16 protein-coding genes are annotated in these 24,147 nt (G+C 50.7%); 1 reads left to right on the top strand and 15 read right to left on the bottom strand.

Annotation, left to right across the window (positions count from 1 at the left end; all coding sequences use genetic code 11):
- Positions 1-364: 364 nt before the first annotated feature.
- The 9 genes from O4H47_RS09910 to O4H47_RS09870 form a co-directional block, all read right to left on the bottom strand.
- A complete protein-coding gene (locus tag O4H47_RS09910; protein ID WP_269393823.1) occupies positions 365-598 on the bottom strand; it encodes a hypothetical protein in 234 nt (77 codons plus the stop codon).
- 369 nt (positions 599-967) lie between these two features.
- Positions 968-1,300 (bottom strand): 2Fe-2S iron-sulfur cluster-binding protein, encoded by a 333-nt coding sequence (locus O4H47_RS09905; RefSeq protein ID WP_269393822.1) that lies wholly within the window; start codon positions 1,298-1,300, stop codon positions 968-970.
- On the bottom strand, positions 1,300-2,328 hold the full coding sequence (locus O4H47_RS09900) for an NAD(P)/FAD-dependent oxidoreductase (RefSeq protein ID WP_269393821.1): 1,029 nt from the start codon (positions 2,326-2,328) through the stop codon (positions 1,300-1,302). Before O4H47_RS09900 ends, O4H47_RS09905 begins: the two co-directional genes overlap by 1 nt.
- Positions 2,329-2,382: 54 nt before the next feature.
- Positions 2,383-3,669: a phosphoadenylyl-sulfate reductase gene (locus O4H47_RS09895; RefSeq protein WP_269393820.1), complete on the bottom strand. Its 1,287-nt coding sequence runs from the start codon at positions 3,667-3,669 to the stop codon at positions 2,383-2,385.
- Positions 3,662-5,308 carry a nitrite/sulfite reductase gene (locus O4H47_RS09890; protein WP_269393819.1) on the bottom strand — a complete coding sequence of 549 codons (1,647 nt, stop codon included), beginning with the start codon at positions 5,306-5,308 and terminating at the stop codon, positions 3,662-3,664. The genes O4H47_RS09895 and O4H47_RS09890 overlap by 8 nt, the downstream gene beginning before the upstream one ends.
- The gene (locus O4H47_RS09885) at positions 5,295-5,612 is read right to left on the bottom strand and encodes a DUF2849 domain-containing protein (RefSeq protein WP_269393818.1); all 318 of its coding nucleotides are present in this window, start codon (positions 5,610-5,612) and stop codon (positions 5,295-5,297) included. Before O4H47_RS09885 ends, O4H47_RS09890 begins: the two co-directional genes overlap by 14 nt.
- Before the next feature lie 4 nt (positions 5,613-5,616).
- A complete protein-coding gene (gene cysG / locus O4H47_RS09880) occupies positions 5,617-7,065 on the bottom strand; it encodes a siroheme synthase CysG (protein ID WP_269393817.1) in 1,449 nt (482 codons plus the stop codon).
- 206 nt (positions 7,066-7,271) lie between these two features.
- Positions 7,272-7,592, bottom strand: coding sequence for a 2Fe-2S iron-sulfur cluster-binding protein (locus tag O4H47_RS09875; RefSeq protein WP_269393816.1), 321 nt, complete (start codon positions 7,590-7,592; stop codon positions 7,272-7,274).
- Between the two features lie 135 nt (positions 7,593-7,727).
- Positions 7,728-8,111, bottom strand: a complete 384-nt coding sequence (locus tag O4H47_RS09870; RefSeq protein WP_269393815.1) for an Hpt domain-containing protein — start codon at positions 8,109-8,111, stop codon at positions 7,728-7,730.
- A gap of 352 nt (positions 8,112-8,463) precedes the next feature.
- On the opposite strand from O4H47_RS09870, the gene O4H47_RS09865 reads away from it, so the two are divergent.
- On the top strand, positions 8,464-13,566 hold the full coding sequence (locus tag O4H47_RS09865) for a hypothetical protein (RefSeq protein ID WP_269393814.1): 5,103 nt from the start codon (positions 8,464-8,466) through the stop codon (positions 13,564-13,566).
- Between the two features lie 305 nt (positions 13,567-13,871).
- Here the strand turns inward: O4H47_RS09865 and O4H47_RS09860 are convergent, their stop codons facing one another.
- The 6 genes from O4H47_RS09860 to acs form a co-directional block, all read right to left on the bottom strand.
- Positions 13,872-15,086: an MFS transporter gene (locus tag O4H47_RS09860; RefSeq protein WP_269393813.1), complete on the bottom strand. Its 1,215-nt coding sequence runs from the start codon at positions 15,084-15,086 to the stop codon at positions 13,872-13,874.
- A gap of 157 nt (positions 15,087-15,243) precedes the next feature.
- The gene (locus O4H47_RS09855) at positions 15,244-16,044 is read right to left on the bottom strand and encodes a UDP-2,3-diacylglucosamine diphosphatase (protein ID WP_269393812.1); all 801 of its coding nucleotides are present in this window, start codon (positions 16,042-16,044) and stop codon (positions 15,244-15,246) included.
- 146 nt (positions 16,045-16,190) lie between these two features.
- Entirely contained in the window at positions 16,191-17,282 is a 1,092-nt protein-coding gene (locus O4H47_RS09850; RefSeq protein ID WP_269393811.1) for a glycoside hydrolase family 3 N-terminal domain-containing protein, read from the bottom strand.
- A 67-nt stretch (positions 17,283-17,349) separates the two neighbouring features.
- Positions 17,350-20,148 carry an EAL domain-containing protein gene (locus O4H47_RS09845; protein WP_269393810.1) on the bottom strand — a complete coding sequence of 933 codons (2,799 nt, stop codon included), beginning with the start codon at positions 20,146-20,148 and terminating at the stop codon, positions 17,350-17,352.
- Between the two features lie 100 nt (positions 20,149-20,248).
- Entirely contained in the window at positions 20,249-21,886 is a 1,638-nt protein-coding gene (locus O4H47_RS09840) for a FecR family protein (RefSeq protein WP_269393809.1), read from the bottom strand.
- 176 nt (positions 21,887-22,062) lie between these two features.
- Positions 22,063-24,006, bottom strand: a complete 1,944-nt coding sequence (acs, locus tag O4H47_RS09835) for an acetate--CoA ligase (protein WP_269393808.1) — start codon at positions 24,004-24,006, stop codon at positions 22,063-22,065.
- Positions 24,007-24,147: the final 141 nt, after the last annotated feature.

The raw sequence follows: 24,147 nt of genomic DNA, 5'->3' as shown, positions 1-24,147 counted from the left end.
CAACAGACCTCAGTTGGATCACAATTTTTGACGTGCAAAAACATCAGGTCAGCAGAACTGCCAGTTGATAAAGGTGCAGGGCGCGAGGCGTTTGAAATCTCGTCATGTGTAGTAAAAATAATGAGACGTCAAACGCCTCGCGCAAATGGCTTTTGCATCCAAATTTGGTCTACCCCGGGGTGCTAAACCCTTCTATCCCCTTACCCGCGTTCCACCAAAACTGTTCTGATCGCCTTGATCATTTGGTGATATTGGAAAACAGTACCCGATAAACGACTTACAGCTGCCCTCGGTGTCGGACTGGACAGATCAAACGGTGCGGCACCGCAAACGTCTTGCGGCCCGGCCATCCCCTTTGATTTGGTCAGCGCCCCGCCTGATACGATTTGCCTTCCACCGCCCGCCATTCGTCAACAGCCTGCGCGGTTTCAATCAAAGGTGAGATATTGTGGCAAAGGGATTTGTGGCGGGGATAGATTTTTTGCTCTTTTCGCGCCGCCGTTGGTCGCTTCACTCCCGACCCCGGCACCCCCGCCATTTTCGCGCCGCCGTTGGTCGCTTCGCTCTCGACCCCGGCACCCCCGCCATTTTCGCGCATAACAGTCAGGCAAGAAAAAACCCTCTCCCTCTCCCTGAGCTTGTCAAAAGGTCGGTGAGTATTGCCGGGTGGTTCGACGGGCTCACCATGAGGGTGAGGTTGGCCCCACGTTCGCACAGCTTACGTGACCCCGGATCAAGTCCGGGGATGCCACAGAGGGAAAAGCCCTTGCTTGGAGCTGTATCTGAAATGCTGAAAATTAGCTTGGGCGGTCAGCCCGGCCAACGTTTTGGCCGCCCCATCGGAGCGCCAATAGTCTGCACAGCGCGTACTTAACCAACATCTAAGCGGGGCACCAATCGGCGGGGGTGCCGGGGTCGGGAGCGAAGCGACCAACGGCGGCTCAAAAAAGAGCCGCCTTGAGGTCAATTATGCCACTTTTTCTTCTGGCTTGGAGCTTGGGGCCAATGAAACCTTTAGCCCATCAAGTTCTTCGCTCATCAGAATTTGGCAAGACAGGCGAGAGTTTTCTTGAACATCTGGCACGGTGTCCAGCATGTCCTCTTCCTCGTCGGTTGCAGGGTGCAACTTGTCTTCCCATTCGGGGGCAACGAAAACGTGACAGGTGGCGCACGCGCAAGCGCCGCCACACTCGGCTTTAATGGGCAATTCCCAATCGCGGATAACTTCCATTACCCGCCAGCCTTCAAGGGCTTCAAGTTCGTGCTCTTTGCCGTCAAGATCTGTCACATAAACGCGCATTATTTAACTCCAAGCTTCTTTTGCAAGCTGGTTGAAGAGGTGGTGTATTGGAACACAACCTTTTGATCCGGATGGATAATTTTTTTCGCGGCTTGCGCCATCAACGCAGCTTCATGGAAGCCAGAAAGGATAAGCTTCAACTTACCCGGATAATAGTTGATGTCACCAATCGCAAAGATACCTTCTTCGGATGTGGTGAATTTCTCGGTGTCCACATTGATTAGATTTTCGTGCAGATTGAGACCCCAATCAGCAACGGGACCCAACTTCATGGTGAGACCAAAGAACGGTAACAAACGGGTTGCTGGCAGCGATTTTTCGCCATCTTTAGACTTGATGTTGACGGCTGTAATTTGACCGTCTTCACCTTCAAGGTTGGCGATTTGACCAAGTTCAAACTTGATTTTACCCGCATCAACCAAAGCGCGCATTTTATTCACGCTATCAGTATGGGCACGGAAACTATCGCGACGGTGCACAAGGGTTACAGACTTGGCGATTTCAGCCAAGTTCAACGTCCAATCCAGCGCACTATCGCCCCCGCCAACAATCACAATGTCATGGTCGCGGAACTCGTCGCGGCGACGCACAGCGTAAAACACAGATTTGTTCTCAAAGTTTTCGATCTCTGGCACAGGCGGACGCTTAGGCTGGAATGAACCACCGCCCGCAGCAATCACCACAACCTTACATTTGAAGGTTTGATTGTCGTCGGTCTTAACGATGTACGAGCCGTCTTCCTGCTTCTCAAGCTCGGTGACCATTTGGTTATAATGGTACGTGGGGCCAAACGGCTCCGCTTGCTGCAACAAGTTGTTCGTCAGTTCCTGACCAGAAATTTCTGGAAAAGCTGGAATATCATAGATCGGCTTTTCGGGATAAAGCTCGGCACATTGGCCGCCCGGCTTGTCCAAAATATCGATTAGGTGGCATTTAATGTCCAACAAGCCCAATTCAAAAACGGCAAAAAGACCAACAGGGCCGGCACCGATGATCACCACATCGGTGACAATCTCACGCTCGCTCATTTCTCATACTCTCTTCGTATTTTATCGCGGGCGCTGGACCACCCAGTAAGTTTTCTATTTTGCCCGCCGCAAGAACGGACGTGTTCCAACAGGCACCTCTAGTGATGCCCCAATAGGTTGCATGAAGAGCGTGACCGAACCAAGGTCATTCTCTTGCAGTGCCTTTTTGGTCGCTTCATTTTGAACAGTCAAGGCATCGAACCCACATCTAAGGAAATAGGCCACCTGATCGGTCAAAATGTCGCCACGGGCGCGCAGTTCATTCTCATAGCCGTAGCGCTCACGCAACAAACGGGCATAAGAATACCCCCGCCCATCGGTAAAGGCTGGGAACTCAACCACAATCGAGGTGAAACGCTTCGCGTCTTCACCCAAAGCATCCACATCGTCACCCGGTGCCAAAATCAAACCCAAATCACGCGGATTTGCATCAATCTCAGCTTTGTTGGCAACATAAACACTCAGCGGCACATGAACATGATGCAGATCATGCAAGGCTTCGTCTTCTTTTAGATCACGCCACAAATCGGCAACAAATGCGCCGTCTTTGAACAAATTCATTGGTTTTTGCCCAATTTCAACTGTTGGATGGGCGATCTTGCCGCTCACATCAAAATGGATACCACATTCGGTTTTATCTTTGCCCCGCCAACGGCCAGAACGAGGGTCTTCCCCCTCTTTCACGATAGACGTGCAAGGCTCGCAACCGATCGACAAGAAGCCTTTAAGGAACAATGGGTGCGCAGGCAAGCCATGCTCTTGGCGATAAGCGGCCACATCATCATTGTCCCAATAGGCAAGCGGGTTCACCTTAACCCGCTCATCCGTGGTCAATTCAAAGTGTGGCAACACGCCCCGATCATTGGTTTGGAAGCGCTTACGCCCTGTCACCCAACCACCGTAGGTTTTAAGCGCTGTATCAAGCGGCTCGGTTTTACGAATATGGCAGCAGCTATCCGGATCGGATTTCCAAAGGTCACCCTTTGGGTCAAACCGCTCAACGTCTTTTGTGTCTGGCTCAAGAAAACGCACATTGGTCAAGCCAAGGTGCTTCTTCATGATCTCGATATACTCAAGCGTTTCAGCAAAATGCTTGCCCGTTTCCAAAAACAGAACTTCTTGATGCGGATTGATCTGCGCAACCATGTGCAACAAAACCGAACTGTCGGCCCCAAATGAAGAAACCATAGCAATGGGCGCAGGCGATACATCACCGGTCAAAGCATGACGCAATACGGACAAGCCGTCTTTTTCGTCAAACATGCCATTTAGCGCCACCAATTCAAGATCAGTTGGCCGGGGCTTTGCTGTTTGGGCGTGAGCCAGGTTTGAACTAGCCATAAAGCGCCTCCTTAAATGGTGCGTCACCCAACCGGCGGTAGGCTTGAATGAACGTCTCATCAGCGCTTTGCCGCTCCGCCATATAGCGGTCGAGTAATTTCTCAAGTGCACCGGGCACTTCTTCAGCCGTCACACCACGGCCCAAAATGGAGCCAACAGTCGCATGTTCCGTCGCATCGCCACCCACGGTGATTTGATAAAGCTCGGTGCCTTTTTTCTCCACACCCAAAATGCCGATGTGGCCCACGTGGTGGTGACCACAAGCGTTGATGCAGCCTGAAATTTTCAGCTTCAATTCGCCAAACTCTTCTTCGCGGTCCGCAAACTTCTCAGAAATTGCTTGCGCGATTGGGATCGAGCGGGCATTTGCCAAGGCGCAATAATCAAGGCCTGGGCATGCGATAATGTCAGAGATCAGGCCCGCATTGCCTTCTTGCAATTTGTTGGCCACCAGTGCGTCATAAACAGTGCGCACATCTTTGATCGCCACGTGCGGCAACACCAAGTTTTGCTCGTGGGAAACGCGCAACTCGTCAAAGCTATATTGCTCAGCCAAGTCTGCCACTGCTTCCATTTGACTGTCTGTTGCATCGCCCGGCACACCACCAATTGGCTTCAGCGAGATGGTGACGCTGGTGTACCCCTCTTTAGCGTGGGGGTGCAGATTGTGCTTTAGGAATCGCGCATAGGCACTGTCCGTTGCTTCAAACTGTGCGATGTCAATCTTGGTGTCAGTTTGCGGCTCAAACGCTGGCTCCGCAAAATACTCTGTGATCCGCGTCAACTCACCTTGCGGCAGTTTCAACACACCTTCTTTGATTTCAGCAAATTCGGCTTCAACTTGCTCACGAATGGTTTCAATACCTGTTTCATGCACAAGGATTTTGATCCGCGCTTTATACTTATTGTCGCGACGACCATACATATTATAGACGCGCAAAATCGCTTCCAAATAGGGCAACAAGTACTCATGCGGCACATAATCTGAAATCTCTTTGGCCACCATCGGCGTACGGCCCAAACCACCACCCACAAACACGCGCCAGCCAACGTCACCCGCATCGTTGGTTGCGGCCATCAGGCCAATATCGTGAAACTTCACCGCCGCACGATCTTGCGGTGCGCCAGTGATCGCGATTTTGAATTTACGCGGCAAATAGCTAAACTCTGGGTGCAAGCTCGACCATTGACGGATGATCTCAGCCACTGGCCGTGGATCAATAATCTCATCTCCCGCTGCGCCCGCAAACTGATCTGTAGTCACATTACGGATACAGTTCCCCGATGTTTGGATCGCGTGCATTTCAACGCTGGCCAATTCTTCCAAAATCGCTGGCACGTCTTTTAGTTTGGGCCAATTGTATTGGATGTTTTGGCGCGTGGTGAAGTGGCCATAGCCCCGGTCATAGGTGCGGGCGATATGGGCAAGCTTGCGCATTTGCGTTGAATTGAGCGTGCCATAAGGCACCGCAACCCGCAGCATATAGGCATGCAATTGCAAATAAAGACCATTCATCAACCGCAGGGGGCGGAATTGCTCTTCAGTCAATTCACCGGACAAACGGCGCTGCACTTGGTGAGAAAACTGCTCTGTGCGCTGACGGACGAAGGCCGCATCAAATTCATCATAGCGATACATGATCGGCTCCTTCTAGGGTCTGACGGGCAAAGCCACCAACAGTTGGGCCGTTGGCCCGAATTTGTTCACGCAAACGGTTGGCCCAAACAGTGCCAGTTTCGCTCACCTCAACAGCAATTGCTTCCACGCTTACAAGCCGTGGATTTTTCAACGTCTTTTCAAGCGATGCATCGCGCACATCTTGCTCGTCAGCTCCAAAAAGCTTGGCTTTTTGCAAGTCGACGCCAAATTCGCCAGTTTCGTAAAGGTACACAACGGCACCTGAAATCAATTCGTTCGCTGTAATCGCATTCATATTTTTCATTCCTCTACGCCACCTGCATGTCAGGGCGCGTATCCCCATCTAATTCTAATTCGTTTGAAGGCTGGTCAATCTCATTCAGCCATTTGCCGCTGGCGACAGCTTCCCCAACAAATACAATCGCTGGACCGTCTGCCAATTGCGGTGCTTGATTTGAAATCTCTTGAAGGCTCGACAAACATCGCGCGCTATTGGCGCGTCCTGCGTTCACCACAATGCCCACGTGCGTGGTGCTTGAAAGGCCTTCAGCAATAAGCTGAGCAGCAACCTCTTTCATGATCGACTTGCCCATGTAAATGCCAAGGGTCAGGCCAGACTTGGCCAATGTCGCCCAATGGGTCACGGCTGTGTCGTTAGCACCATGCGCCGTTGCGTAAACAACGCCAGATGCCACATTGCGCAAGGTCACGGGCAAATGTGCATCCGAAGCTGCAGCTGCCGCTGCAGTGACACCGGGCACGATGGCATATTCAACACCAGCTGCATCCATTGCTTCAATTTCTTCTGCTGCACGACCAAAGATCATCGGATCGCCAGACTTTAGCCGCACAACCTGTTTGCCCTCTTGGGCCAATTGCACGAGCAGTTTATTGATCCGCTTTTGGGTGAAGGAATGGCGACCCTTGGCTTTGCCAACTGGCACCCGCTCTGCGTCACGGCGGCCCATTTGCACCACACCTTCGGGCACCAATTGGTCGTGCACAATCACATCTGCGCTTTGCAACACCCGTTGTGCACGAAGGGTCAGCAAATCTTCAGCCCCCGGCCCCGCACCAACCAAATGCACAAAACCACTGCGCTGATCAACATTGGCGTGATCCACCAACAAATGATTGGCCCATTGATTGGCCTTATCTTGATCGCCAGCACCCAGCGCAACTTCAACCTGAGGTGATGCCAAAAGCTCCTGATAGAATTTCCGACGACGGTCGCCCGAATGAATCAATTTCTCAACCAGATGACGCAACCCACCAGCAAGACTTGCCAATTTGCCCAAATGCAAAGGAAGCGCTGCTTCAATTTGCGCCCGGACCAAGCGCGCTAAAACCGGCGCTTCACCTTCTGATGAGATGGCAACAGAAATCGGTGCACGGTCAACAATGGCTGGGGTGAAGAAATCACACAGGTCAGGTTGATCCACCACATTGAGCGGTAAACCGGCCTCTTTCGCCAACCGTTTGGCGATCTCCGCATCTGGACCCTCATCACCCACAAACACCAAAGCTGCATTGTGCAAATGATGGGCGGCGAACACTTCTTCGCGCACGTCGAAATGGACATTTTCAAGGTCAAGGGAGGAGAAATCAGCTTCAATTTTGCGGGCGATCACAACAACATGCGCATCGGTTTTGATGGCCAAACGCGCTTTGGCCAGCGCTTCAGCGCCGCCACCTACGATGATGATTTTCTTGCCCCGAACTTTGTAAGAAACGGGGAAAATGCCTAAGCGTGTCATATTGCGACCTCGATTAATCGATGCCGCTAAAATAGTGCAGACTCAAGCCAATGCCAAGTCACTGAAATTGTTAGATTTTTCTTTATTCTACCAATATCAAAGATGATGAAACGCCAAGGAAGCATTTCACCATATTCGGAGCAATTTGATCTCAATAATCACACAATCAGTAGAAAAATTCTTCTCAAATTGGATTTTGAGAAAACCTATGCCTGGTTTTCAGGTACATGCACAACAAGCCCATCCAGCTCATCTGAAACCTTGATTTGGCAAGACAATCGGCTGTTGTCATTCACATCAAAAGCAAAGTCCAGCATGTCTTCTTCCATTACAGAAGGGCCACCAGCCTTAGCTGTCCATGCATCATCCACATACACGTGACAAGTAGCACACGTGCAAGCGCCACCGCATTCAGCCACAATCCCGGGTACATCGTTGCGTACAGCATTTTCCATCACGGTAGAGCCATTTTCAGCTTCAACTTCGTGCCGGGTACCATTGGATTCGACATATGTAATTTTGGCCATGCAGGACTTCCTTTATCTGAACTCAGCCCGTTCTATATCGCCCAAATCAATTGTGGGCAAGCGGCGCCTCGCCCTAAGACAGCGCGATAAATAATCACACCAAAAAATGGAGCAGACGATTAGGCTTTAGTGTGCCTAAGTTTCAAGGAGATGGCTTATAAAGTCGCTAGTTTGTCGCACCGCTTGACGCAGGCGATCCATCCCGCCCGGTTGCACATGCCCGTTGCTGAGCAGTTCTTTTTCAGCTTTTGCAGCAAGTTGAGCAACTTCATTGGCACCAACGCCAAAAGCCGCGCCCTTGATCGTATGTAAACGCACCCGCAATTGTGATTCATCTTCCATATGAGCCAATTGTGCGAGATGAATTTCAAGTTGCGATTTAAAGAGCTTCAGAATTTCAATTTCGAGCGACTTTTGGCCCATTGTTTGGCGCCCCAGAAACACCAGATCAATCCAACGGTGGTGATCATCATTTTTGTAACTGGAAACTCCATTTGCCGCCAATACAGCTTTGGCCATTTTTACGCCCTACTCAATTTACTCAACAAAACTTTGCACAACTTTATCATTGAGGGGTGAACATGGGCTTAAGCGTCACAAATCCGGCATATTTGGACGTCTTAGTGAACCCATGCTTTGACGCGTTAACCATTTATTAATAAAAAGATAAGTTCAACGTCGAAAAAGTGTATAAAGAAATGATACCAACGTTCGGCGGCGTTGAGTGTTTGGCCAAAAACACGTTGTTTTTAAACGTGTTAGATTTCTCCGGGGGACGCTTCGGGCGTGTTTTAACCATCAAACACGAATTGCCAAAGCTCACCTTAGCCGCCTTGTTGGGACGTGTGCGGACGCAAAGGTAGTATCGAGTATGGCAAAGAATAGTGGTTCAACACCAAAAGACCCAGCATCACTCGCTTTCTCAGCAGTGGAAAGTGCGTTGGAAGGTTCAGCGGCGGTAAAGAACCCCGCAAAGGATACACCTCCCTCCCAACCCAAACCTACGCCAAGCCGTACCCGCTCTGCCGAGCGCATTGCTGCGCGCACGCAAGGCATCGCAAATGATGACCGCTCGAGCGCCGCTGGCATTCTTTATTCTTTGCAATCAAAATCGACATCCACGCCATATTGGGTCGCCGCACTCGCCTCAATTGTGTGGGCACTGATCATTCTCACATTGGGCTTTTTCCAGTTTGGCGCCGGATTTGGCGACACATCGCTTTTTGCTGAAACCCTGCGCACGCCAGAGTTTGCAACCTATTGCGCACTGCTGATCATTCCAGTTTTGGCATTTTTTGCAATTGCCACCATGACCAAACGCGCCAACGATTTACGTCTTGCCGCCTCTTCAATGACGCAAGCGGCCATGCGCTTAACCGAGCCTGAAGCAACCGCTTCTCAACAAATCAAAACCGTTGGTCAGGCCGTTCGCCGCGAAGTGAACGCCATTGGTGACGGGCTGGAGCGTGCATTGTCTCGCGCCAGCGAGCTTGAGGTCATGGTCCACAATGAAGTGAACTCGCTTGAGCGCACCTATGCAGACAATGAATTGCGCATGCGCTCGCTTATTGAAGAGTTGGCGTCACAACGCAATGCGGTGGTCACCAATTCAGAGCGTGTGCGGGAAGCCATTTCCGATGTACATGCCGATTTTGCCACAAAATTGGACACTGTTGGCAGCGCATTCGTTGACCAAATGAAAACCGTTGGCGGCAATATTACCTCAACGATCGAAACGCAGAAAAAAGACGTTACCCAAGCCGTCCATGCAGCAGGCACCACAATTGATGGCGCCATTGCTGAACGCGCCCGCAACCTTGATGAAACCATCCAAAACCGACAAGTTGATTTGGTTGCCGCACTTGAGGACAGCACTGAAAAACTCAACATAACAGTTGATGAACGTACCGCAAACTTGGCGTCCCTTATCGCCGAACGCACTGGCGAGTTCGATCACGTGTTGGCCAACCGCACCAACCAGCTTGAAGCATCAATTGAAGACAGAACTTCTGCATTGGACAGCACCCTTGCGGGCCGCACCATGGAGCTGCAGTCTTCATTTGATGAGCGCAACGAAAAGCTTGATCGCATGATTTCGGCGCGTTCTACGCAGCTTGACCAAGTTCTGCTTGAGCGCACAGACGGCTTTGGCACCTTGGTGGACGAGCAAATGCACAATGTTGCGCAGTTGCTCGACAAAAACACCAATGCCTTCACCAGCCTATTCGATCAAAAGTCCAATCTTTTGACCGCAGCGCTTGATAAAGGCACAGATCAATTCAGCTCGAACGTGGACAACCGCATTTTGGCCCTTACCGGCACGTTTGAGAATGGCGCTTCAGCCATTACCGCCGCCGTGGACACACAAAGCGCGAAACTAAGCAATGTCTTGCGGGCATCAGGCGAAGCCGTTCTGGTGGATATGACATTGCGCGGCGAAGAGATTTCAAACCAAATGTCCGCCGTTGGAAAATCTCTAGCCAAGAGCGTTCTGGACAATTCGGCCAGCGCCCAAAACAGCTTGAGCGAATTTGGCACACGATTTGACGAGACCCTAGCCATTCAAACCAACAATTTGGAAAGCAGCGTACAATCAGCGCTGCTGCAAATTGGTGGCGTATTGGAAGAGCGCGCAGAGGATGCCCGCATCTTGCTGAGAACAGCTGGTGACGAAACCGCTGCTCAACTTACATCGCGCGTAGACGAGGTCGCTGTGATTTTGGATAGCCGTCTAAAATCAATGGATGAGATCGTTAGCGAAAAAGGCGGCAAACTGATCGATACAATCGACCAAAATAGCGCTAGCCTCACCAAGAACGCCAAGGCGCTTGAGGAAACTCTTGTCACGCACACAGAAGCGTTTAATGAGCGATTGCAGTCTGGCGCCTCTACACTTAGCGCGCAAATGCATCAACGCACTGAGGAGCTATCAGCAACGTTTGATCTGTCTGGCGAGAAGTTCCGCGACGAAATTGATGCAAGCTTGCGCAACGTGAACCAAACAATGGAAACACGCACCCAGCAAGTGTCTTCCATGATCGAGAACAAAGTTGCTGAAGTGAATGCGCACCTTGGCACTGAAATTGATGGCGCGATTGCCCGTCTCTCAGACGCTGAACATGGCGTGGCTGGCAAAGTGACCAGCGCTATTTCAAGCATCGAAGAAAGCACCGACCGTCTGGCTGGCAAAGTTGAAAACGCCCTTTCCCAGTCAACTGAGACATTTGAAACAGCCACAACGCAATTGGATAAAACCATTGCAGGCCGCGTTCTCAAATCTGCGGAAACACTTGGCCGTGCAACCCAGCACCTCACATCGTCTATTGAAAATAGCGTGTCGAATAGCGAAGCCCGCCTGACAATGACCATGCAAGGGCTCACAAGTGAGACCGAAGAGCGTGTGGCAGAAACCGAAGAACGCCTCACCACCTCGGTCAATCAGCTCACGTCCAGCATTCAAGAGCGCGTGGCCGGAAGCGAAGCCCAATTCAACGAAGCGACGCAAAACCTTGTTTCATCCATTGAAAACCGGATGTCAGATGGCGAGCAACGTCTGTCTTCGTCAGTTGAAAATCTTACGTCAACTGTTGAAACCCGTGTGGCAGATAGCGAACAGCGCTTGTCCTCTACTGTTGAAAACCTTGCTTCAAGTGTTGAAACACGCGTTTCTGACGGCGAGCAGCGCTTGGCGGCAACGCTCAACAGCTTGAACAAATCTGTTGAAGGCCGCATCAGTGATAGTGAAAAACGCCTTGCCGCATCCGCCAGCAGCGCGGTTGAAAACATTGAATCAAGCGCAACACAGAGCGAAACAAGCTTGGCAGCAACGGCTGAAAACTTCAGCCGCACGATCGACGAAAAACTCGGCACCTTGCCAGACACAATTGCAGCGCGTGCAAACGCAACAGCAGAGCGCTTGAACGAAATCAACTCTTCGGTTTCCTCAGCCCTTGGCAAAACCATGTCAAACATCGATGAAGGCGCGGGCCGCATCGCTGCATCGCTTGAGGAAAAACTTGCCGGCATGACCGCTGACATTTCCTCTGATGTGGAAGTGACCGCAACCCGCATGGACCAATTGGTGCGCAACGCCATGCAGCAAATGAACGCTGTAAGCGACAAATTGCAAGATTTGGTGGAAGTGCGTGGCGTCGCCACGGCTCAAGAGCTTGCTGACAAATCAAGCAATATGAACCGCATTGTCGCCTTGCAGTCTGAAACCCTGTCGAAATTGATTGATCAAAAAGCCAACGAACTCGACGACCGTTTGGCCAACCATAAAAACGTGCTCAATGCCGCACTTGAAAGCTCTGCCATCAGTGCTGAGGACATTATGTCCACCTCAACAGCTCGCATTGAAGAAGATGTGACGCGCGCCTTGGCCAAACTCAACGATTCAAACATGCTCTTGCAGCAGGTGCTTGAGACATCGGGCAATAATTTGGCAACGCTTGAAGGCAACATCGGCCAGCACACTGCCCGCTACTCAGATGCAGTACGCGACGCGCTTGCAGGCACCGATGACGCGGGTCGCTTGATGAGCGATCACGTTTCTGCCCTCCAAGCCACGATCAGCGGATTGTTGGCAGAAGTTGGCGAGGTCAAACATTCACTTGAAGGGCAAGCACACGGCTTCACCGATGCCGCACGCGACCTTACAAGCGCCAGCATGGTATCTATTGAAACCATTGAAGGCGGCCGCACTGCACTTGATGCATTGGCACAAGGCTTTACAAACCGCGCTGAAGAAATTGACTCTCGTCTGCGGATCTTTGCCCGCTCATTGGCTGAAACAGTCAACGAGGCAGAACAACGGATCAACGCAACACAAGAAGCGTTGGACGAAACAGTTCGCGGTGCATCTTCATCTGTGTCCAACAACCTGCGCACCCTCACCGAAACTGCAGGCATCGAAAGCCAGCGCGCGCAAGCAGCTGTTCAGCAGACGCAAAAAGCGTTGGTGGAAGAAATGCAAGACGCTATCCGCCAGGCCACCGCTCAGTTCAACGAAACGGCACAAGCTATGCGCCAAACTGCCGGCCAAATGAACGAAGAACTGCAAGCCACCCGTGGCGAATTGCAGCGCGGTATGCTTGAGCTGCCTGAAGAAACAAAAGCAAGCGCTGCCGCCATGCGCCGCGTAGTTGCTGAGCAAATTGAAGCTTTGAGCGAGTTGAATAACATCGTCAACGCCCAATCAAGTTCACACAGCTACACAGCAGCTGCCGCCCCCACACGCCAGGAGCCGACACCTCCTGCACCAAAACGCGAAATTCCGCGCCAGCCAGTGCAACAAGAAGTGCAACAACCTGCACCGCGTCCCGTGGAACAAAGCCGGCCAACGCCGCCAAAACGCAATCCAGAGCCAGCAACACCGGCACGCGATGAGGATATATCTTCAGAACAGATCGCCGCCCTGCTGGAACGTCAGATTGAAGCTGAACAGCAAAAAACGCAGGCCCAAGCGGCTGCCCGCCAGCCCTTGCGCCAGCAAGCTGCACCAGAACGCGCAGCACCTGCGCCGGTTCAACCCAAACCAGCTCCTGCACAAAATCAGGATGGAGACAGCTGGGTGCGCAGCCTATTGCGTAACGCTGAAGCCAACCAACAGGCCGAAACACAGCAACAACAGCGCGGTGGCAACCTCAATAGCCTCACAAGCGAAATGATTGCTGCTGTGGACCAAAAAGCGCTGGAAGACGCGTGGATGCGTTATCAAAATGGGCAAACCGAAGTCTTCTCACGTCGCCTTTACACCCTTGCTGGCCAAGGCACATTTGACGACGTGCGCAAAAAACTAAAGCGCGATGATGAGTTTGCCAATACAGCACGCGATTTCATGAGCGAGTTCGAATTGCTGCTGCGCGAAGCCGCAAGTGGACAAAACCCTGTCCGCGACACGCAAGCGCAGCTCACCTCCGACCGGGGCAAGGTCTACACAATGCTTGCCCACGCATTTGGCCGCATTGGCTAAAAGCGAGTTCGAACTAGCTGACAAATTCAAAAAAGCCCGCATCGTTTGATGCGGGCTTTTTCATGCAAACTTGCTAAATCGACCGCGGAAAAGACGGGGACCAAATACGCGCGCGCAAACCAACACCCACAATTATTGGTCCCGCATCAAGCGCGGGACGGTAAGCTGGGTGAGTGTTTGTTTTATATTTTGCGGTCAGATCAGGTCATGTTCTGGGCCTTGATCCGCGCACCGTCCCGGCCAACGAGCCCGGACAAAGGAGGCAAACAACAACTACCCCAGTCGAAATCAAAACAGCGCGTTTGCTAAGCTTCAGAACGTGGGTTGACCAGCAAGAGCGATCCCATGACACAAAGCCCACCGATTGCAGCAATCGCTGCAGACAAGCCAAAGGCATGCGCCCCCAATTGGGCATAAACAAAACCAAAGCCAAACACCAAAGTGGCCAGCAACCCCTGCGCGAGAACCTGCACGGTGCTTTGTGCTTCAGCGGCAAATTTCTCAGCTGTCCAATTGGCCACGAAATTCAAAGTGCCCAAGTAAGTTACACCAAAAGAAAAAGCGTGCAGCATTTGCAAGATGAAATAGCCATAAACGGGCAATTCAAGTGTCATGCCAAACCAACGTAAACACGTCATAAAGGCTGCAAACAGGATCAAATGACGGGCCGAAAATCGTCGTGCAATCCGCGCAAACGCCAAAAACACCAAGACTTCAGCAGCAGAACCAATCGCCCATAAGGGGCCAATGACTTCTTTGCCGATGCCTTGTTGGTCCCACAACAGAGAACCAAAAGTATAGAGCGGGCCGTGAGAAGCGGTAATCAGCGCCGAGCCAATGATGGCGAGTACAAACCAGGGGCGAAACATATGCCGAAATTCTTGCGCCTGCAGAGGATGCGGCGGCGGCGCGTGTTTGGCCTCTTCTTTCATTTGCGCGTCTTCTGGTGCTGTGGCTCTAAAAGCGGGTAGCTGAAAAGCCACCATGCCGCGCAAAAAGCTTAGACCGACAAACAGGGGCAAAAACAACGCAATGCCTGCCCACCCCAAATACCATCCACCAATCAAATTGGCAGCCACATAACCAACGGTTCCCCAAACGCGGATCATCGCAAAATCGGAGCCGCGCCGTCTGGTCATGCGCACCGTGGCCGCATCAATGATTGGAGACAATGCCATGACCGGCAGCACACACAAGGTCCAAACAACAATGATTGGCCATACGTCATTTGTGGCAAACAAAAAGAACGGCGCAAACGCCGCAATCAAACTGCAGAGCAAAATAACTTGTCGCCAGTCTTTTGCTTTATCTGCCAAGCGCCCCACAAAGATGTTGATCAACACCATCGTCCACACAGGTATCGCGTTTAGAATGCCGATATCTGCGTCGCTGAACCCCTTGTGGCGCAACCAAAGCGGCAAGAAAGGCACAGCCACACCAACCGCCAAAAACATGGAACCGTAATAGTATGACGCCCGTGCCTCAGAGGAGGACAAGCGCGAAAGAACACCGATGGACATGAGCCAAACCTTGGAAGACGTGCAAGAAGCTTGGCATGGTTGCCCCGATTTTCACATTGGAGCAAGCAGTTTTATACTTTGGTATGAGAAAATTTTAAAAATTTAAACGATCTGACGCCCAAAATTGGCCAAAACCGCTTAAAGCGACATAGCCACCTCAGGCCACTTTTTGTGATTTTTTGGGACGTGCTTCAGTTTTTGGTGGCGCCATTTCAGTCCAACGGATCAATTCAAACTCGCCATCGTGATGTTCAACAATGGCTGTGCAGCTTTCCACCCAGTCACCTGTATTGATGTAGCGTGTGCCATAATCATCGTGAATATCGGCGTGGTGAATATGCCCACAAATCACGCCATCAACACCACTCCGCTTTGCTTCAAGCGCCAAGGCTTCTTCGTAACGGCCAATGAAACTAACTGCATTCTTCACCTTGTGCTTTGCCCATGCGGAAAGCGACCAATAGCCAAAGCCCATTTTGCGACGGATAAAATTAATACCAATGTTGAGCCGCAGCGCGGCGTTATATGCCCAATCACCCAAGTGCGCCAACCATTTGGCATGCAGCACCACAACGTCAAACTGATCGCCGTGAATAACCAAATAGCGTTTGCCATCAACCCCGTGATGAATCGTGCGGTCCACAATTTCGATATCACCGAAATGGGTACCCAAATAGTTGCGCAAATACTCGTCGTGATTACCGGGCAAATAAACAATGCGGGCGCCTTTTCGCGCTTTGCGCAACAGCTTTTGCAGCAAAATGTTGTAGGTTGCAGGCCAGCGCCAGTTCTTTTGCAAGCGCCAACCGTCGATAATATCACCCACAAGATAGATGGTTTCCGCGTCGTAGCAGCGCAGAAAATCAAGAAGCTGATCAACACGGATCGTTTTCATGCCCAAGTGCACGTCAGATATAAATAATGCTTTGACGTGTTTTGACTGGGTTTCTTCTGTCATTCTTGCGCTCGTTTCATGTTCTGCTGTGCCGCATCATAAATGCGATTCCGGCTTCAGATTTATGACAATGTATAGCGATCAAACGCGCCAAGCAAAAGCCTCATTGCCAATTGGATCTTGATCTCGATCTCAAAACCAACTTCAGCCTAGTTTAAGCGCGATTTTAGGGCAACAATGCGTCTGTAACTCGCTGAGATTTTGTCAGCAAATGTAGGATCGCGGCGCGCCTCAGCCTCCAGCACATCCAAAATGCGCTTCGGTAGGCCCAACGACGGCTTCACGGTATTAGAAAACAACAAAATATCGTTGCCCGCGTTCACCGCACGCACAATAGCTTCCTCAAAACCATAGTGTTTTGTAATCGCGCCCATTTCCATATCATCCGAAATCACCACACCATCAAAGCCCATGCCTTGGCGCAACACTTTGGTCAGCGCCACAGGGGAAAGACTTGCCGGCACTTGCCCCTCACCTTCACGCACATATCCACTGTGATAAAGGTGACCAGCCATGATCATATCGGCTTTGCCTGCCCCGATCAGCGTTTCAAAAGGTTCATACTCCGCACTTGTCCAGCTGCTTGAAATGTCTACAAACCCGAGGTGCGAATCCGCAGCACTGGAGCCATGACCGGGAAAATGTTTTAGCGCCGTAACCATCCCGGCGCGGTGATGCCCATCAACAAAGGCCTGTGCAAACTTTGATGTTATGTCAGCGCGCGAGGAATAAGCGCGGCCATATTTAGCAATAATGGGGTTATTTGGATTTGCAATCAGATCAACAACAGGACCAAAGTTAGTGTTGAACCCTAGTTTTTTCATCCGCTTTGCAAGGTCGGTGTAAAGCGATAAGGCACTATCTTTGTTCATATTCAGCGCAACGTCGCGCGCTCTTGGGATTTCCTCAAATCCTACAGAACTCGTCAATCTTTCAACAACACCACCTTCTTGATCAATGGCGATAAAAGGGGGAAAGTCACTACCAGTTTGCAAAAAAGCTTTGTTCATCTTGCTAACTTCGGCAAGGCTTTTAACGTTGTATTTCAAATACATCACGCCGCCGATTTGCCCATTGCGGATCAAAGCGAGCAATTGCGACTGCTGATCGGACTTTGCGCTGTCGTGCGAAAACCCGATCAAGATCATCTGGCCAGCCATTTCACGAATATTCTGTGCCTGAGCAGCTCCCGCACCAAAAAAACAAACCAGCAGAAACACAAGCCGCGAGCAAAAACGCATAATAGGATCCATTTGTTGAAAGATAAGGAAGACATGATATTTGCCGAAAATGGCAACGGCATGGCCATTAGCCGGTGGCTTTGAGCAAAAACTCACTTGGTTCATCGCGGCGCAAGAATTCACAAAAACTCTCGTTGGTTTGCGGACGCCCGAACAAATAGCCCTGCCCAATGCCACATCCTGCCAAGCGCAAAACCCAGGCTTGCGCTTCGGTCTCAATGCCTTCGGCAACAACGCGCTTGTCCATTGCAGCGGACAGCGTCAAAACAGATTGCACAATCGCCATGGATTGCTCGTCATCAGGCAAGTTGCGCACAAAGGATTGATCGATTTTCACCTTGTCGACTGGCAACCGGCTAAGATAGCTCAGGGAAGAGTAACCGGTTCCAAAATCATCCAACGCAACCCCTACGCCCATTTCAACGATCTCGTTGAGTGTTTGAATAAACTTATCCTGCTTTGTAACAAACACGCTTTCGGTAATTTCAATATCAAGTCGCTCGACAGGTAGCTTTGAAATTTCAAGTGCCTTTTTGATCGCTGCGACCACATCGCCATACTCAAATTGCACCGCCGACACATTCACAGCAAGCTTGCCCGGTTTTGGCCAAGTCATTGCGTCTATGCAGGCTTTTTCCAGCACCCAGCGACCAATTTCAATGATCATGCCGCTGTCTTCAGCAACTGAAATAAACCGATCAGGACGCACAGCCCCCATTTCCGGATGTTGCCATCGCAACAAGGCTTCCGCCCCCAAGCATAGTCCAGTCGCCATATCCACTTGCGGTTGATAGTGAATGTGCAATTCATCCTTTGATATGGCGTCCAACAATTCCATTTCGACCCGTTGTCGATCTTGGATCCGTTCGTTAAGTTCTGCTTTGAACAGAAAATGACTATTGCCAGGCATGTTCTTCGCTTCGGAGAGTGCCATATCAGCGTGTGAAATCAGGTTGTTGGGCAAAAAGCCAGAATTTCGCGTGTCCGTTAAACCAACACTTACGCCCAACAACGCGCGGTGACCATCAAGCGCATAGGGTTGCGTGATTGAAGCTATGATCTTTTCCGCAAACTCATCCGCTTGTGCCTCGTCCATAATCTGCGGATAAGCACCGGCAAAACGATCAGCACCCAAACGCGCAACGCTGTATAGACCAAAGTCGTTCATCCGCTTGGCAACTTCTTTAAGCACCCCGTCGCCGGCCGCATGCCCAAGCGTTTCGTTGATGTTCTTAAATCGATCCAAGTCGAGCAGGACAAGGGTCAGCGGCTGTCGGTTTGATGTGCTATCACCAATGTAGGCAATAAGCTCTTCTTCCAATCGGGCGCGTGTAAAGGCCTCTGTCAACGGATCGTGATTAGCAAGATAGTCCATCCGCTTTTGGTGAATGTAGCGATGAGTAATATCACGAAAGGTTAGACAGGCGACGTAATCTTTCGCCTTCTCTCGCACATTAGTTTCTTCGATTTTCGCGATGGTGGAAACCGTCACTGAGTACTCGATCACCAATTCTGGCTCGCCAAACTCACTGGTTTTTACAACATAGATTTCGGGCACAACCGAGTTTTCACGCAACTGTTTTGAACGTTCAAGCGCCAGCGAAACCTCATTATAAAGCTTATCTGGAAGTACAGATGTGTTTGCCCCAATCAAGCTATGCGTGGGACTAAACATTTGCTCTGCAGGTTGGCTGGCTGCCAAGACAACCAGATCACTATTTATAATGACAACGCCATCAAAGTTATCTGCAACTACCCGGTCAAGAATGACCTGCATGCGCGAGTGCTCGTCAGAAACGCGCCGAACAAGCAAGCGCTGAACATCCATAGCTTCAAGGACCTTGAGGACAAAAACCAAGACCAATGCAAAATGGAACCAAAAGGTGTCAAAGAACATCAACAGGTTGGCTTGAGCGACAGATGCAAGGACCTCAACGAAGACTGAAGTGCAAACGAACGCCATTGCCAAACCGAATACCGGCGGCTTGCGCATACGAGACACAAACAGCGCCAGCAAAAGAAAGACGACCCAACCAAGAACCGAGCCACCGTTTTCAATTTCGCGATTTTGCAGCCGGGTTTCAGCCGCCAGCACCTGCACCAATGGCCCAGGTATGCGGCCATAGTGCGGGACCTCCAGCAAATCACCCAGTTCGAGAGCCGACGCCCCAATAATGACCTTTTTGCCAGTCACACGATTTGGGTCAATTTGTCCATTTAGCAAATCGATCAAAGGCACGCGATCAATTGAGTTCAAATCTAAGGCATAATCGATGAAGTAGCTATTTTTGGAGTTCTTTTCCGTTTTCGGTGAAAAAACCGTAGGCAAAGAGGGAACGATGCGGTCTTCAATCATCCCATATTTCGTAAAACTCCATACCAACCCGTCTTTGAGCGTAACAACATTCACCAAAGCTATATCGGAGTGCTCTCTAAATTCTTCCAATGGCAGATTGGTGACCAATTCGCGCTCACCATTGGTGTTAAACGCAAGCTGTTGCAGTGCTGCTAAATAGGTAAAGCCACCTGCTTTGGCCAGCGCGTCAGCAAGCATTTGATCATTTTCCGGGACTGATCGGCTGGAGAAGTCGACATCAAACGCGATCTCATCAGCGCCATATTCAACCAGACGATCCAACACCCCCGCGTAAACCCAACGCGGCCAAGGCCATTGACCAATCTGATGCAAACTGCGCACATCAATATCAACCAGCACAATTTCGCCCGTTGTATCAACGCTATGGTTGGCAAAACGCCATTCCCGAAATGTATGATCAATGCCCTTAAAGAACCCATTTTGGCTGGCCATAAACGAGGCAATAGCCAAGAGAAAGATTGCTGCAAAGTTTCTCAGTGATGGGCGCATTACGCGGGTTACTCGTAGGATTAAACAAAGAGAACGCCATAATGCCCTAATTGCATTACGACGTTCTTAATTGGACCGACCAATAAACTAGATGAATTCTCTACTTGTCTTTTTTGTCATCGTCATCGTCATCGTCACCATTTAATACATTCTTGGCAGCCTTTTTTGCGTCTTTGGCCGCATCTTTAGCAGCCTTATCTGCCTCTTTAGCTGCATCTTCAGCCGCTTTAGCGGCGTCTTTAGCTGCATCCTCTGCAGCCTTAGCGGCCTTTTCGTCCGCTTCCGCTGCGGCTTTGGCAGCATCTTCGGCATCCTTGGCTGCGTCTTTGGCCGCATCCTCCGCATTTTTAGCTGCGTCTTTGGCCGCCTTTTCTGCATTCTTGGCCGCATCTTCGGCAGCGTCATTTGCCTTTTTTACAGCCTCTTCATTTGCTTTTGCGTCTTCTGCAGCTTTTGCGGCTGCAGCAATAGCACTTTGATCGCCAGATTTCTTGGCGTCGTCTAGCGCATCTTCTGCCGCTTTCGCAGCATCTTTAGCAGCGTCCTCTGAATCTTTTGCGGCGTCTTTTGCCGCTTTTTCAGCATCCTTTGCAGCTTTCTCAGCGGCTTTCTCTGCGTCCTTGGCTGCCTTTTCTGCGTCCTTGGCCGCTTTCTCCGCTTCTTTTTCTGCAGATTTCGCCGCTTTTTCTGCCGCTTTCGCTGCAGCTTCGGCTGCTTTTTCGTTGGCTTTCGCTTGAGCAGCAGCTTTTGCAGCTTCAGCTATAGCTGCAGCATCACCGCTTTTCTTCGCCTCTTTTAAGGCTTTATCTGCCTGCTTCTTTTCAACTTCTGCTCGCTCTGCGTTCGCCGCAGCTGAGGAGGCATTCTTTGCTGCTCGTTGTAAAACAGCTGTCGCGGCACCTTGAGCTTTTGCAGCTGCAGCTATTGTTTGATCATCCTGTTGCGCAATTTGTGTTGAAACAACCGCCTGAGCAATGGCCTTTGCATTTCCAGATTTTTTTGCAGCCTTTAGTTCTTTCTTTGCGGCATATTCACGATCAGACTTGGACAAGCTTTTGCCTTGCTGAGCTGCCAGTTTTTGCACCTCAGCAAGACTAACTGGAGACGCTGGACGTGCTTTTTCGACCTTTTGAATGACCTGACGAACAGACAGAACAGCATCATTTGCCGTAGACCGAATAGGCTCCTTTGTGCCGCGCCCCTCAACAGTCAAAATAGGCTTGTCACTGGAGTTCAATTCAACTTCTTGACGTGGTTTAACGTCAACTTTCATGCCAGCTTTATTGTCACGCGCCTCAACGCGGCCACGCTCAACTTTGATGCTTGCTTTGCCTTTGGTCGCTGTAACGGTAAATTTTGTGCCTTTAACCACCGCAGCGAGCAATGGTGCGCGCACTTCAAAGTGTTGCACATTTCGCTTTTCAACATCGACGGTAATCGATCCAAAATCTTGCGCCACCACTGTTCGTTTGGAACCGGTCCTATCTGAAATACGGATCCGTGTATCGCCTCGCACATCAATTGTTTCCTTGCCCCGGGCAAAAAGCACACGCGCGCCCTTCGCCGTTTGGATGGCACTTTCATCAGAAACCACGTGTCCGCGTTTAATTTGTACCCACTGACCGGTTTGGAAAACGAAAACGCCGCCGCGCAGCTTTTTCGCAACCCAATCGTCAGCGAACGCTGCGCTGCTCAACGCAACAAAGATAAGGAAGATACCGAAAACTCGCTTTAACATGATGTGCCCCTGTGTGACATGACGTCCAAAATTCTTGATTTCGGACATTTTGGGCGCAGGAGGTGAATAAAGCGGTTAACACCATCAGGATTCAGATATTGCCGTAAACAACACATTAAAAAGGCGCTAAAACCATGGTCTTAGCGCCTGTTTAGCTTTAAAATTGTAAACGATCTTTATCGGTTTTGACGATTCTCGATCAAGTCATCAACAACACTGGGATCAGCCAAAGTCGATATGTCACCAAGTGCTCCATAATCGTTCTCAGCGACCTTGCGCAAAATACGGCGCATAATCTTGCCGGAACGGGTTTTGGGTAACCCGGGCGCAAACTGCATCATGTCCGGAGACGCGATGGGCCCAATTTCTTTGCGCACCCAATTGCGCAATTCCGCTTTCAACTCGTCGCTTTGTTCTTCGCCCGCCATCAGAGTAACATAGCAATAAATGCCCTGCCCTTTTACATCGTGAGGATAGCCCACAACGGCAGATTCTGAGACCTTGGGATGAGCCACAAGCGCACTTTCGATTTCGGCGGTGCCCATACGATGGCCAGAAACGTTCAACACATCATCAACGCGGCCCGTGATCCAATAGTAGCCGTCTTTATCTCGACGACAGCCATCACCACTAAAGTAATAGCCCTTATAGTCAGAGAAATAGGTCTTGATGAAACGCTCATGATCACCATAGACAGAGCGCATCTGACCCGGCCAGCTATCTTTGATGCACAAAACGCCCTCAGCCTCAACGTTCGTGATCTCTTCACCAGTTGTTGGGTCAAGAATAACGGGCTGAACGCCGAAAAATGGTGTGGTGGCAGACCCCGGTTTGGTCGGTGTCGCCCCAGGCAAAGGCGTCAGCAAATGGCCGCCGGTTTCTGTTTGCCACCATGTATCAACAATCGGGCATTTGCCTTTGCCGATTACATCATTGTACCAATTCCAAGCTTCAGGATTAATTGGCTCACCCACGGTGCCAAGAATGCGCAAAGAGGAAAGATCACACTTTTGAGCATATTCATTGCCCGCGCCCATCAAAGCCCGAATGGCAGTTGGTGCAGTATAGAATTGATTGACTTTGTGCTTTTCGCAAACTTGCCAAAAACGCGATGCATCCGGATAATTTGGCACGCCTTCAAACATCAAAGATGTCGCACCGTTCGCCAGCGGTCCATAAATGATGTAGCTGTGGCCAGTGACCCACCCCACATCCGCTGTGCACCAATAAATGTCGCCATCATGATAGTCGAACACATATTCATGGGTCATCGCCGCATAAACAAGGTAGCCACCGGTTGTGTGCAATACGCCCTTTGGCGTGCCGGTTGAACCAGACGTATAAAGAATGAACAAGGGATCTTCTGCATTCATGCGCTCAGGCTTACAGAACTCATCAACGCCCGTTGCAGCCTCGCGCCACCAAACGTCGCGCCCGCCCTTCATGGCAACTTCATTGCCCGTATTCTCAACAACAAGAATTTTCTCAATGCCCAGCGCGTGCTTCGCCGCTTCGTCCACATTGGCCTTCAATGGCACGGTTTTGCCACCACGACGCCCCTCATCTGCGGTGATGACCACAGTTGATTTGCAATCATTAATCCGCCCGGCAAGGGCTTCTGGTGAAAAGCCCGCAAAAACAATCGAGTGCGCCGCGCCAATGCGCGCGCAAGCCAGCATGGCATAAGCAGCCTCAGGGATCATGGGCAGGTAAATGGTTACCCGATCACCTTTTTGCACCCCAAGATTGCGCAAAACATTGCCAAATCGGCTTACCCGACGGTGCAATTGCGCATATGTAATGTGCATGTCTGTGCCCGGCTCATCACCTTCCCAAATAAGCGCCGTTTGATCAGCGCGTTCAGGTAGATGGCGGTCTATACAGTTGACTGAGACATTCAGCTCGCCATCTTCAAACCATTTGATTGAAACACTAGAATGCTCAAAACTTGTATTCTTGATCTTCGTCGGCTCTTTGATCCAATCAAGACGCTTTGCGGCTTCGCCCCAAAATCCCTCAGGATCTGCGACAGATTTCGCATACATGTCTTTATATTGGTCTGTGTTGATTAGGGCGTGTGAGACGATCTCTTTAGATGGCTGATAGATATCATCACTCATCGAGCGACTCCTCCTCGTTTTAAAGTCTACTAACTAGGGCATTACTGCCGGACTTACGGTTGGCGACACAAAACATTTGCGCCGCACGTTGTCCCCACAACACCGTGCACAAATGGCTAAAGGGTTGGTAGCACTTGGTCA

Source organism: Maritalea porphyrae (assembly GCF_027213965.1).
Taxonomy (GTDB): domain Bacteria; phylum Pseudomonadota; class Alphaproteobacteria; order Rhizobiales; family Devosiaceae; genus Maritalea; species Maritalea porphyrae_A.
This window is presented reverse-complemented; position numbering and strand designations above follow the sequence as displayed.

Excerpts from the sequence above, each read along its gene's own strand:
- O4H47_RS09875 (WP_269393816.1), bottom strand. The coding sequence starts at position 7,592 with ATGGCCAAAATTACATATGTCGAATCCAATGGTACCCGGCACGAAGTT.
- O4H47_RS09865 (WP_269393814.1), top strand. The coding sequence starts at position 8,464 with ATGGCAAAGAATAGTGGTTCAACACCAAAAGACCCAGCATCACTCGCT.
- acs (WP_269393808.1), bottom strand. The coding sequence starts at position 24,006 with ATGAGTGATGATATCTATCAGCCATCTAAAGAGATCGTCTCACACGCC.
- O4H47_RS09845 (WP_269393810.1), bottom strand. The coding sequence starts at position 20,148 with ATGCGCCCATCACTGAGAAACTTTGCAGCAATCTTTCTCTTGGCTATT.
- O4H47_RS09860 (WP_269393813.1), bottom strand. The coding sequence starts at position 15,086 with ATGTCCATCGGTGTTCTTTCGCGCTTGTCCTCCTCTGAGGCACGGGCG.
- O4H47_RS09905 (WP_269393822.1), bottom strand. The coding sequence starts at position 1,300 with ATGCGCGTTTATGTGACAGATCTTGACGGCAAAGAGCACGAACTTGAA.
- O4H47_RS09910 (WP_269393823.1), bottom strand. The coding sequence starts at position 598 with ATGCGCGAAAATGGCGGGGGTGCCGGGGTCGAGAGCGAAGCGACCAAC.
- O4H47_RS09895 (WP_269393820.1), bottom strand. The coding sequence starts at position 3,669 with ATGGCTAGTTCAAACCTGGCTCACGCCCAAACAGCAAAGCCCCGGCCA.
- O4H47_RS09850 (WP_269393811.1), bottom strand. The coding sequence starts at position 17,282 with ATGCGTTTTTGCTCGCGGCTTGTGTTTCTGCTGGTTTGTTTTTTTGGT.
- O4H47_RS09840 (WP_269393809.1), bottom strand. The coding sequence starts at position 21,886 with ATGTTAAAGCGAGTTTTCGGTATCTTCCTTATCTTTGTTGCGTTGAGC.
- O4H47_RS09890 (WP_269393819.1), bottom strand. The coding sequence starts at position 5,308 with ATGTATCGCTATGATGAATTTGATGCGGCCTTCGTCCGTCAGCGCACA.
- O4H47_RS09885 (WP_269393818.1), bottom strand. The coding sequence starts at position 5,612 with ATGAAAAATATGAATGCGATTACAGCGAACGAATTGATTTCAGGTGCC.
- O4H47_RS09900 (WP_269393821.1), bottom strand. The coding sequence starts at position 2,328 with ATGAGCGAGCGTGAGATTGTCACCGATGTGGTGATCATCGGTGCCGGC.
- cysG (WP_269393817.1), bottom strand. The coding sequence starts at position 7,065 with ATGACACGCTTAGGCATTTTCCCCGTTTCTTACAAAGTTCGGGGCAAG.
- O4H47_RS09855 (WP_269393812.1), bottom strand. The coding sequence starts at position 16,044 with ATGACAGAAGAAACCCAGTCAAAACACGTCAAAGCATTATTTATATCT.
- O4H47_RS09870 (WP_269393815.1), bottom strand. The coding sequence starts at position 8,111 with ATGGCCAAAGCTGTATTGGCGGCAAATGGAGTTTCCAGTTACAAAAAT.